This window comes from Bacillus sp. AY18-3, assembly GCF_008042305.1.
GTDB lineage: Bacteria > Bacillota > Bacilli > Bacillales > Bacillaceae_G > Bacillus_A > Bacillus_A wiedmannii.
On record NZ_QKQR01000028.1, the window covers coordinates 52,215 to 62,599 of the forward strand.

The window sequence follows — 10,385 nt, forward strand, 5'->3', positions numbered from 1 at the left end:
AGTAAAATTTACACTAAATTTACAAAGTGATAAAAAGTTTACAAACCTTTAAAGAAACACCTGGATTTAATTGGTTTTTTAGATGATATATCTAATCGGTTTGTAAAGAAGTCACATTTGTCACACTATTTATTGATAGTAAAAATAGGTGAAGGGAAACTACCCAACTGGGTATGCGGATTGGAATTTTATTTTGTTATGATGATGGTTCTTTGCATATTTTTTGATTAAAGTTAGAAAAATATGTAGGGAAACGGGGGAGGTTTGAAATGGATTTATTTAATGAAAGTAAAAAACGATTAAATTATTTTAAACTGTTTTCTTTTGAGATGCTCGCAACAATAAAAAAGAGCAATTCGCATATGAATTTGCTCTGCCTTTTTATGTTAAAAACTTTTGGTGCCGTGCATTTTAACAAGTATGCAAAGTGTTTTTTCTTTATGTAGAATCGTCATTATGCTCCATAGTTATGACGACATTTCCCCTCTTATGTCCTTTTTCAACATATATGTGAGCTTCAATAATTTCCTCAAAAGTGTATTGCCTATCAATGACCACTTTTATTTTACCGTCCTCAACAAGTTCTTTAAGGAAATTTAATGCTTCGGAAGTTTCAGGTGCGTTTTGACTTAATATGAGTTTCACGCGACTTGTCAATTTAGTCCAGAACATTTGAGCACTTGGTAACGGTTCAACAATATTTATATAGGTACCATCTTCCTTTAACATTTTAATACACTCTGAAAAGGAGCTCCTGTTTACCGCTTCAAAGATAACATCATAAGTTTCGTCTGTAGTAGAAAAATTTTTTGTGGTGTAATCAATTACTTCGTCAGCTCCTAGAGATTTGACCAATTCTAAATTGGAGCTACTGCACACACCTGTAACTGTTGCGCCGAAATACTTGGAAATTTGTACTGCATAACTTCCGACACTTCCAGAAGCTCCGTAAATAAGAATGTTTTGACCGCTTTGAACGTTAGCTTTCCTAAGGAAAAACAAAGCTGTACGTGCTCCAATTGGGATGGCTGCGGCTTCTTCATAGGATATATTGGAGGGCTTCATGCACACTGCTCCAACTTCAGGTAGACAAATATACTCAGCATAAGAACCAAAATTTACTTGGGTAGCTGCAAAAACTTGGTCTCCTCTTTTAAATCGTGTGACGTCTTTTCCTACTGATTCAACTTCACCAGCCAATTCCATTCCAAGTATTTGTTTTTTCGGTTGCTTAAAGCCAAGTGCGATTCGAGCGGGTAGCCAAACAGAAGAGGGAACCGTAAAACTTCGTGAGCGAATATCTCCTGCTGTTACGGTTGTCGCTTTTATTTTTACTAATATTTCATTGTCCTTAGGAGCAGGTTTTTCTATCTCTTTCAGTTGAAGAACGTCGGGGAGACCGTATTTTGTATATACTATTGCTTTCATTAATATTTCCTCCAATTCGTTCTATATGTTAATATCATACGAACAACATGAATAAATAGAACAGCGGTTCACTCTTCAATACAATGCAAAAAGCAGTGTGATTTTTTAGGAATCCACTGCTTTTTACAAATGTGTATACATGATTTTTTGGTCCAAGTACTTCGAAAAAGAACCAATTAGCATTACCCAACGGCTTTTTCTTTTGTTTTATCCCCTTGTTTTTGCTTCCGTAAGCTTGTGATGTAAATGAAAAGAAAAGCGATAAGTAATAGAGAGGAATATCGATATACAGTTGCATAGTTGGTAAAGTGTGCAATGAATCCAAATATAATTGCGCCAGCGCCAATGCCGAGGTCAAATGCTGAGAAGAATGTAGCTGTTGCGACTCCTCGTCGGTGTGGTGCTACTCGGTCGATCATCCATGCTTGTAGTGCAGGTTGAATCGCTCCAAAACCACTTCCGTAGCATGCTGCTGCAATAATTAAACTCGGAATTGTAGTTGTATACGACAATAAAATAATACCTGTAAACGTAATGATAACCCCTGGAATAATAACGAATGCATGACCTTTCGCATCGTATAACTTTCCAGAAAACGGACGAGTGACAGCGATTGCAAGTGCATTAAATAAGAAGAAGAGGCTTATATCAGCAATTCCGACTTCCGTAGCAAATAATGTAATAAAGCTCCCGATTCCGCCGTACATTAATGTAATACATAATATTAATAATGAAGGAAGTAAAGCTTTGCGCTCAATAAATCCATCGAGAAAAGTACCAGATGTTTGCTGTGGTGGTTGCGGCGATTTTTTGATTTGAAGTAGTTTCGTTAATATTAATGAAACAATTGTACATGAAAGTGCACATAAAAAAAGAATCGTGAAGTTATATGTTTGCATGAGCCAAAGTCCGATAAGTGGACCGAGCGCCATTGCAATCGTTCCAGAAAGACCGAAATATCCCATGCCTTCGCCGCGACGAGCTTGCGGAATTAAATCTGAAACGACAGTTCCATATGTAGTCGTTGTAATACCAAAGCCAGCTCCGTGTAAAATTCGCACGGCAAGCAATAGGAAGACGGTTGAAGCGAAAAGATAACTACCCATAGCGAGTAAACAAATAGCAGTACCGATCATTAAAATGATTTTTTTGTTGAATTTTTGCAAGGCGTTTCCAGTCAGTGGTCGAACAAAAAGTGCCGCCACGGTAAACATGCCTACAACAAATCCGATATTAGAACTTGTGCCGCCAATTTCTTTCACATAAACAGGTAAAGTAGGAATTAACATTTGAAACCCTAAAAACATACATAAGTTTGCAAAAATTAAAGCGACAAACTCTTTCGTCCATAACGATTCTCGTTTTACGAGTATTGCTTCTCCCATATATTCATCCCCTATATAAAATTTTCTCTTTTCTTTCGAGTATATGTATTGGTCAATGTAACAGTCAAGGAAGGTGCCTTGAAAACGTATAACAATTTCCGAGGTGGAAAAACTGACAAATTTGTGTAAAAGCTACACAACTATGAAAAAAAGTTGTAAAGTATAGATGTATAGACTTGTAGTTGTTATGAATGATAGAAATTGTTTTTTCTTTAAAGAAAGCGGATTCGAAAAGTAGTGAATGAGAAGGGGATACATACTTTTTCACTACATATATTTGAAAAGGTTTACAAAACAATGAAGAAAGAGGCGTGTACATATGAGACGATTAGGTATTTCTATTTATCCAGAACATTCAACAGTAGAGAAAGATAAGGAATATTTAACATTAGCAAGTAAATACGGATTTACACGTGTATTCACATGCTTATTGTCTGTAGATGGAGAAAAAGAGAAAATTATAGAAGAGTTTAAAGAAACGATCTCTCATGCAAATGCATTAGGGTTCCAAGTATTAGTTGATATTAGTCCGTCTGTTTTTACACAATTAGGTATTTCATATAATGATTTATCTTTCTTCCATGAGTTAGGAGCGTACGGTATTCGTTTAGATGTTGGATTCTCTGGTTTAGAAGAATCGATTATGACTTACAATCCATACGGCTTAAAAATTGAAATTAATATGAGTAACGGTACGAAATATGTAGATAACATTATGAGCCATAGACCAAATCGTGAAAATTTAATTGGTTGCCATAATTTTTATCCGCATCGTTATTCAGGATTATCATACGATCATTTCATTAAATGCTCGAAACAATTTAAAGATTACGGTATGAGAACGGCTGCGTTTATATCATCATTTGATGCAACATACGGACCTTGGCCAGTAACAGAAGGGTTATGTACGTTAGAGCAGCATCGTGAATTACCGATGACAACACAAGCGAAGCATTTATTTGCGACAGAATTAATTGATGATGTTATTATTGCGAACGCGTATGCATCAGCAGAAGAATTACAAGCACTAGGTGCATTAAATAAAGAGAAACAAACATTTGATATAGGATTATATGATACAACAACAGAACTAGAAAAAATTATCGTATTAGACGAGCCTCATTTTTACCGCGGAGATGTATCTGAATATATGATTCGCTCGACACAAAGTCGTGTGAAATATAAGAAAGAAGAGTTCAAACCGCATAATACACGCCAAATTAAACGCGGTGATCTTTTAATTGATAATGAACAGTATGGTCAATATAAAGGTGAATTACAAATTGCTTTAAAAGATATGGTGAATACAGGAAAAACAAATGTAGTTGGTCGAATTGTGGAAGAAGAAATTTTCTTATTAGATTATTTACAAGCATGGGATAAATTCGGATTTACATTAAAGAAATAGATAAAATGAAAAAGGAAAAAACTACTGACCTCAGCAGCTTTTTCCTTTTTATATATAAATTGTGAGAGGAAGAGCTATGACAAAAGTGCATCAGCGATTAATTTCTATTTTAGAGGAGTTTTTAGAAGAGAAATCGATGTTAAATCGAGCTTTTTTAGCGAGCCGTTTACATGTATCAACGAAGACGATTCAAAAAGATATAAAATTATTAAATAATATATTGGAAGAAAACGGGGCGAAAATTGAATCGCAAAGAGGGACTGGATACGAACTAGAAATTATACAAACGAAGAAGTTTGAAGAGTTTTGCGTGGGTCTATTTCAAAAACAGACGGAAAAGATCCCAACTTCTTATGAAGAAAGGATAGCGTACATTCTGCAACGTATTGTAACGACAGAGGGGTATGTGAAGCTTTCACAGTTAGCAGAGGAGATTTATGTGAGTAAATCGACTGTAAATTTAATTATGAAAGATGTGACAGATATATGTGGTCGCTATCAATTACAAATTGAAAAGAGACCGTATTATGGTATACGTATTGTGGGAGAGGAGTTTCATATTCGTTCTTGTTTATCACAATATGGTTTACCGCGCTATGATCATACTCCGTTTCATGAGCAATTTGAGCAGAGGGATACATATTTATCGTTACCTCATATACCGCTTATCCGTTCGGTTATATTAAAGTATATCGAGGGAGGAACGATATATTTATCAGATATAGAAATTGATAATTTAGTCATTCATATTGCAATTGCAATAAGGCGTTGTGAAGATCAACATTATATGAAAGGACTGAATGCGGAGCAATCAGAACTTATCATAAAGAAAGAATATACAATTGCAAAACAGATTGTAGGAGATTTAGAGAAAGAGTTGCATCTTTCATTTCCAGAAGAAGAAGTTTTATATGTGACGATGCATTTATTGAGTACTGCTGTTACAGCGAGAGATCGTTATGAAAATGTGGAAGAACTATTAGGGAAAGATCTATATGCATTTATGCAACATATTCTTTTTAAAGTAGCGGAAGAACGGAATCTTATTTTTTATTATGATGAAGAATTATTATTTGGTTTTGGTGTTCATTTAAAAACGTTATTAAACCGTTTGAAGTATAAGTTAAATACGAGAAATCCTCTATTGGCAGAAGTGAAAAAGAATTATCCGTATGCTTTTGAAATTGCGGTTCTCGTAGGAGATATAATTGGTGAATATACGGGAGAATCGATTCCGGAAAGTGAAATTGGTTATATTGCGATTCACTTTGGCGGAGCGATGAGTCGTTTACAGGAACAGAATCAAAAGAAAAGATGTTTACTAGTTTGTGCGACTGGTCAAGGAAGCGCCCAGCTATTGAAATATAAAATTTTATCACAGTTCCGAGATAAATTAGAGATTGTAGGGATTACAGGTTATTATCAATTGAAAGTGGAAGACCTTTATAAAGATAAAATAGATTGTATTATTAGTACGATTCATATACCGAGTGGTTTGCCTGTTCCAGTTATAAAAGTGAACTCAATATTTGATGATAAAGAAATTAAATCCATCGGTCAGCAGTTGTTTACGCATGTGAATACTAGTGTACAGCAGTATATAAAGGAAGATTTGATCTTTTTAAATCATAGCGCTTCTACGAAAGAAGAGGTTATCCAATTTTTATGTGAGAAAGCCGCTGAGAAAAACTATGTACCAGAAAACTTTTATGATTCTGTTATGGAAAGAGAGAATACATCTCCTACAGCCGTTGGGAATTTAGTTGCAATTCCACATCCGATGCAGTTATTAAGTGAGAAAACATTTTTGCTGTTTTGTACACTTAATAAAGCGGTTGACTGGAGAGATAAGAAAGTACAAGTTATTATTTTATTTAGTGTAAAGCGCAATAATAATGAAGATTTACAAAAGCTTTATGATTTTTTATATGATATTATGTCTAGTCAGCATACGATAGAAAAATTAACTCAGGCTGGAATGATTGAAGAATTTCAAGAGATTTTACTATCGTTTTGAAAAAGTATATAAAAACTTCCGTTACACAACGGAAGTTTTTTATGTTTAATTGTATGCGTTTTCATAATAAGATAACAATATAGAAAAAAGATAGCTTGGGGGAATTTAAAATGACTGATATGCAAACTCCATTTGCGTTAATTTTACATGGTGGCAATGCGAGAAGCGCGGCGCTTGAAGCAATTGCTTTTGCAAGACAAGGAGATTTTGAGAATGCGAGTGAAAAGATGACACTTGCTAGTGAAGAGATTTCAGCAGCTCATCGCATTCAAACAGACTTAATTCAAGAAGAAGCAAGAGGAAATCATGCAGAAATCAGTTTACTGTTAGTGCATGCACAAGATCATTTAATGAATGCAATTACAGTGAAAGAGCTTGCTGAAGAATTTATCACTCTTCATAAACGAGTAGAAGAGAAAGTGACAGTATAAGATGTACATTTTATTATGTTGTGCAGCAGGCATGTCAACGAGTATGGTCGTAAGAAAAATGCAAGAAGAGGCAATGAAACAAGGGAAGGATTATAAAATTAAAGCAGTTGATTCAGAACTTGTAAAACTGGAAATAAAAAATGCTGATGTTGTTTTAATCGGGCCACAGGTGAAGTATTTGTTTCCAGCGGTACAGTTTCTTGCGAAATCATACGATATACCGGTTGCAATAATAGAACAAAGAGATTATGGCATGTGTGACGGTTTAAAAGTACTGAAACAAGCAGAACAATTAGTTTTAGCATAAATATATTTTTTTAAATATAAACATTATAATGTTATAACTTTTTGTCCTTACGTAGTAAAGAGAAAGAGGAGGGGTATTGATGAATGGTTTTATGAGTTTTATGGAACAAAAGATTATGCCAACAACGCAAAAGATTGCAGGACAACGACATTTATTAGCAATTCGAAACGGAGTTATTTCTACATTGCCGTTAACGATTGTCGGATCATTTTTCGTTATCTTTTTAAATTTACCAATTGATGCATATATGGAATGGATTGCACCATTTCGCCATATTTTAGATATTCCATTCCGGTTTACAGTAGGTTTAATGGCATTATACGCAGCATTTGGGGTAGGAGCTTCACTCGCAAACTTTTATCAGCTCAATCAGTTAAGTGCAGGGTTGTTATCTGTACTCGCCTTTTTACTAGCATCAGTTGAACCAATTCAAATTACGAAAGCTGTACCAGGTGTTATTGATGCAGGAAGATACATTTCAGTAGGAACATTAAGTGCAACGTCTTTATTCGGCGCAATTGTTACAGCATTAATTGCAGTAGAAATTTATCACTTTATGATTAAGCATAATATCTCGATTAAATTACCAGACAGTGTACCACCAGCAGTTGCAAACTCGTTTGCAGCATTAATTCCAACTTTAGTCGTTATTCTTTTATTCTGGGGTATTCGTTACGGTTTAAAATTCGATGTGAATACAACAATCACATATTTAATCGCACCACTAAAATCAGTATTAGTAGGAAATAATTTATTCGGCGGTTTATTAACAGTATTCTTAATCGTGTTCTTCTGGTCATTCGGTATACATGGCCCAGCGATTTTAGGACCAATCATTCGTCCGATGTGGGATTCAGCAATTCTTGAAAATATGGAAGTATTCACAGCTACAGGAAATGCACATCAATTACCAAACTTATTTACAGAGCAATTTATTCAATGGTTCGTATGGATCGGTGGATCAGGCTCAACATTAGCTTTAGTTATTATGTTTATGTTCTCTAAATCTAAATTCCTAAAAGAGTTAGGTAGATTATCATTCGTGCCAGGTTTATTCAATATTAACGAACCGATTATTTTCGGGGCACCAATTGTAATGAACCCAATCTTAATTATTCCATTCGTTATAACACCGTTAGTTACAACGACAGTATCATATTTCGCAGTTGTTTCAGGCATGATTCCGCTCATGATGGCGAAACTGCCATTTACGATGTTAGCACCAATTGCAGCGATTATTAGTACGGACTGGACAATTATGGCTGGTGTACTTGTACTTATTAACTTTGTTATCTCATTCGTTATTTACTACCCATTCTTCAAAATGTATGAGAAACAACAATTAGCAGGAGAGGAGAAAACAGAATGCTCGGAGCAATTATCATCTTAATTACATTCGTAGCGGGGCAGTGTATTGCACATTACTCAAAATGGGTACAAAGTAAATCTTTATTAGTGTTACTACTCGTATCAATTGTATTTATCGGTAGTTCAATGGGTGCCTATGTAATGTTAGGGTTACAATCACCGTACGTAATTATTGTACCAACGATTTTATGTGCAACATGTTTATCTGCAAAATATAGATTTACGAGCATGGCATTAATACAACGTGTGAAGGAGATGCAAAAGCATGGAGCGTAAATTAGGAATTTCACTTTATCCAGAGCATTCAACGAAAGAACAAGATATGGCATACATTTCGGCAGCGGCACGCCACGGTTTTTCAAGAATATTCACATGTCTATTATCTGTGAATCGTCCGAAAGAAGAAATTGTAGCTGAATTTAAAGAAATTATTAATCATGCAAAAGATAACAATATGGAAGTTATTTTAGATGTAGCTCCGGCAGTATTCGATCAACTTAGTATTAGCTATAGCGATCTGTCATTCTTTGCAGATTTAGGTGCAGACGGTATTCGTTTAGATTTAGGTTTTGACGGATTAACAGAAGCAAAAATGACGAATAATCCGTACGGCTTAAAAATTGAACTAAACGTAAGTAATGATATTGCATACTTAGAAAATATTCTTTCGCATCAGGCGAATAAGCCAGCTTTAATTGGTTGTCATAACTTCTATCCGCAAAAGTTCACTGGTCTTCCGTATGATTATTTCATTCGCTGTAGTGAACGCTTTAAAAAACACGGTATTCGTACGGCAGCATTTATTACGTCACATGCAGCTGACATTGGCCCATGGGATATTAACGACGGATTATGTACATTAGAACAACACCGTAACTTACCGATTGAAGTACAAGCGAAACATTTATGGGCGACAGGGCTTATTGATGATGTGATTATCGGAAATGCTTATGCGAGTGAAGAAGAGTTAGAGAAACTAGGAAACTTAAATCGTTACATGTTACAGCTGAAAGTACACTTTGTAGAAGAAGCGACTGAAGTAGAAAAGAAAGCGACACTGCAAGAATTACACGTAAGACGCGGCGATATAACAGAATATATGGTACGTTCTACAGAAGTGCGTAAAAAGTATAAAGGCTATGATTTCCCAGTGCGCGAAAGTGTATTACAGGAAAGAGGGCAAGTTGTAATTGGTAACAACTCGTTTGGTAAGTATAAAGGTGAACTACAAATCATTCTAAAAGAAATGCCGATAGATGAACGGAAAAATATTGTCGGTACAATTGCAGAAGAAGAGTTATTCTTACTAGATTATGTAGGAGCTTGGACGCAGTTTACTTGTGTGGAATAGGGAAGGGCAGGAGAGGATGCTATGGCATCCTCTTTTTTTTGTGAAATTATATAGAATGCAAAGAGATAGATTTAATTTGGACGGGAGAGAAGGAGATTGTCATCGCTCTTCGTTTTTTACCTAAGTTTGTTAATCATGAAGAAGTTTTAAAGGCGTTTGATAAAGTATATAAAAACCGAGGGAACTTATTTATGTCAGAGTGAAAGTTTCAAGAGAAAGTTAGAATGTGAGAATCAAAAAAAGAGTCAGCCTCAATGAGACTGACTCTTTTTATACGAACTAGTTTAATACTTTAACTGTAACTGTTTTACGTCCCCAGTTACTAGATGTACCTTTATCAGGCATTAAAACGTCGATTTTATTTCCTTTAATAGCTCCACCAGTATCACCAGCGATTGCTACTCCGTAACCTTCAACCCATACTTTTGAACCTAATGGAATGACACTTGGATCAACTGCAATTAGTTTCATGTTTGGGTTAGCTGTTAAGTTGTGACCTAAAGCTGATTTTACTTGGTCGCCTGCTTTATAACCATTTTCAAGTGGATCTGCTGTGTAAGCTGTTGCTACAACGCGTAGTTCACGAGAAGATGATGGTGCACTTGTTTCAGTTTCTTTTGCAACAGGTTGTTGTGTAGCAGGTTTTTGAGCTTTAGCTGCCTCTTGAGCTTTAGCCGCTTCACGAGCTTC

General features: G+C 35.3%; 10 protein-coding genes and 1 pseudogene. 8 read left to right on the top strand and 3 right to left on the bottom strand.

The genetic code is table 11. From position 1 onward, the window contains the following. Window positions 1-438: 438 nt before the first annotated feature. Together DM800_RS22305 and DM800_RS22310 are read right to left on the bottom strand one after the other, a co-directional pair. A complete protein-coding gene (locus DM800_RS22305) occupies window positions 439-1,428 on the bottom strand; it encodes an NAD(P)-dependent alcohol dehydrogenase (protein ID WP_147787600.1) in 990 nt (329 codons plus the stop codon). Window positions 1,429-1,610: 182 nt separating this feature from the next. After that, complete coding sequence (locus tag DM800_RS22310) at window positions 1,611-2,813, bottom strand: MFS transporter (RefSeq protein WP_097891344.1); 1,203 nt, start codon at window positions 2,811-2,813, stop codon at window positions 1,611-1,613. Between the two features lie 319 nt (window positions 2,814-3,132). Here DM800_RS22310 and DM800_RS22320 point away from each other — a divergent pair, with 319 nt between their 5' ends. The 8 genes and pseudogenes from DM800_RS22320 to DM800_RS22355 all read left to right on the top strand — a co-directional run. Further along, window positions 3,133-4,221: a DUF871 domain-containing protein gene (locus DM800_RS22320; RefSeq protein WP_147787601.1), complete on the top strand. Its 1,089-nt coding sequence runs from the start codon at window positions 3,133-3,135 to the stop codon at window positions 4,219-4,221. Window positions 4,222-4,297: 76 nt separating this feature from the next. Beyond that, window positions 4,298-6,238, top strand: coding sequence for a BglG family transcription antiterminator (locus tag DM800_RS22325; protein WP_147787602.1), 1,941 nt, complete (start codon window positions 4,298-4,300; stop codon window positions 6,236-6,238). A 110-nt stretch (window positions 6,239-6,348) separates the two neighbouring features. Then, window positions 6,349-6,669, top strand: a complete 321-nt coding sequence (locus tag DM800_RS22330) for a PTS lactose/cellobiose transporter subunit IIA (protein WP_000131328.1) — start codon at window positions 6,349-6,351, stop codon at window positions 6,667-6,669. Window position 6,670: 1 nt separating this feature from the next. After that, on the top strand, window positions 6,671-6,976 hold the full coding sequence (locus DM800_RS22335; RefSeq protein WP_000275649.1) for a PTS sugar transporter subunit IIB: 306 nt from the start codon (window positions 6,671-6,673) through the stop codon (window positions 6,974-6,976). 79 nt (window positions 6,977-7,055) lie between these two features. Beyond that, entirely contained in the window at window positions 7,056-8,366 is a 1,311-nt protein-coding gene (locus DM800_RS22340; RefSeq protein ID WP_002063903.1) for a PTS sugar transporter subunit IIC, read from the top strand. Next, the gene (locus tag DM800_RS22345) at window positions 8,342-8,620 is read left to right on the top strand and encodes a hypothetical protein (protein ID WP_000900036.1); all 279 of its coding nucleotides are present in this window, start codon (window positions 8,342-8,344) and stop codon (window positions 8,618-8,620) included. Before DM800_RS22340 ends, DM800_RS22345 begins: the two co-directional genes overlap by 25 nt. After that, on the top strand, window positions 8,610-9,695 hold the full coding sequence (locus DM800_RS22350) for a DUF871 domain-containing protein (protein WP_147787603.1): 1,086 nt from the start codon (window positions 8,610-8,612) through the stop codon (window positions 9,693-9,695). The genes DM800_RS22345 and DM800_RS22350 overlap by 11 nt, the downstream gene beginning before the upstream one ends. An 80-nt stretch (window positions 9,696-9,775) precedes the next feature. Continuing rightward, a pseudogene (locus DM800_RS22355) lies at window positions 9,776-9,898 on the top strand (HEAT repeat domain-containing protein); the annotation flags it as partial. Window positions 9,899-9,974: 76 nt separating this feature from the next. Here DM800_RS22355 and DM800_RS22365 read toward each other — a convergent pair. Beyond that, on the bottom strand, window positions 9,975-10,385 hold a 411-nt coding region (locus tag DM800_RS22365), incomplete at its 5' end, for a 3D domain-containing protein (RefSeq protein WP_179955706.1).

Bases quoted from the DNA above. Each gene is read 5' to 3' on its own strand.
- DM800_RS22305 (WP_147787600.1), bottom strand. From the start codon at position 1,428: ATGAAAGCAATAGTATATACAAAATACGGTCTCCCCGACGTTCTTCAA.
- DM800_RS22310 (WP_097891344.1), bottom strand. From the start codon at position 2,813: ATGGGAGAAGCAATACTCGTAAAACGAGAATCGTTATGGACGAAAGAG.
- DM800_RS22320 (WP_147787601.1), top strand. From the start codon at position 3,133: ATGAGACGATTAGGTATTTCTATTTATCCAGAACATTCAACAGTAGAG.
- DM800_RS22325 (WP_147787602.1), top strand. From the start codon at position 4,298: ATGACAAAAGTGCATCAGCGATTAATTTCTATTTTAGAGGAGTTTTTA.
- DM800_RS22330 (WP_000131328.1), top strand. From the start codon at position 6,349: ATGACTGATATGCAAACTCCATTTGCGTTAATTTTACATGGTGGCAAT.
- DM800_RS22335 (WP_000275649.1), top strand. From the start codon at position 6,671: ATGTACATTTTATTATGTTGTGCAGCAGGCATGTCAACGAGTATGGTC.
- DM800_RS22340 (WP_002063903.1), top strand. From the start codon at position 7,056: ATGAATGGTTTTATGAGTTTTATGGAACAAAAGATTATGCCAACAACG.
- DM800_RS22345 (WP_000900036.1), top strand. From the start codon at position 8,342: ATGCTCGGAGCAATTATCATCTTAATTACATTCGTAGCGGGGCAGTGT.
- DM800_RS22350 (WP_147787603.1), top strand. From the start codon at position 8,610: ATGGAGCGTAAATTAGGAATTTCACTTTATCCAGAGCATTCAACGAAA.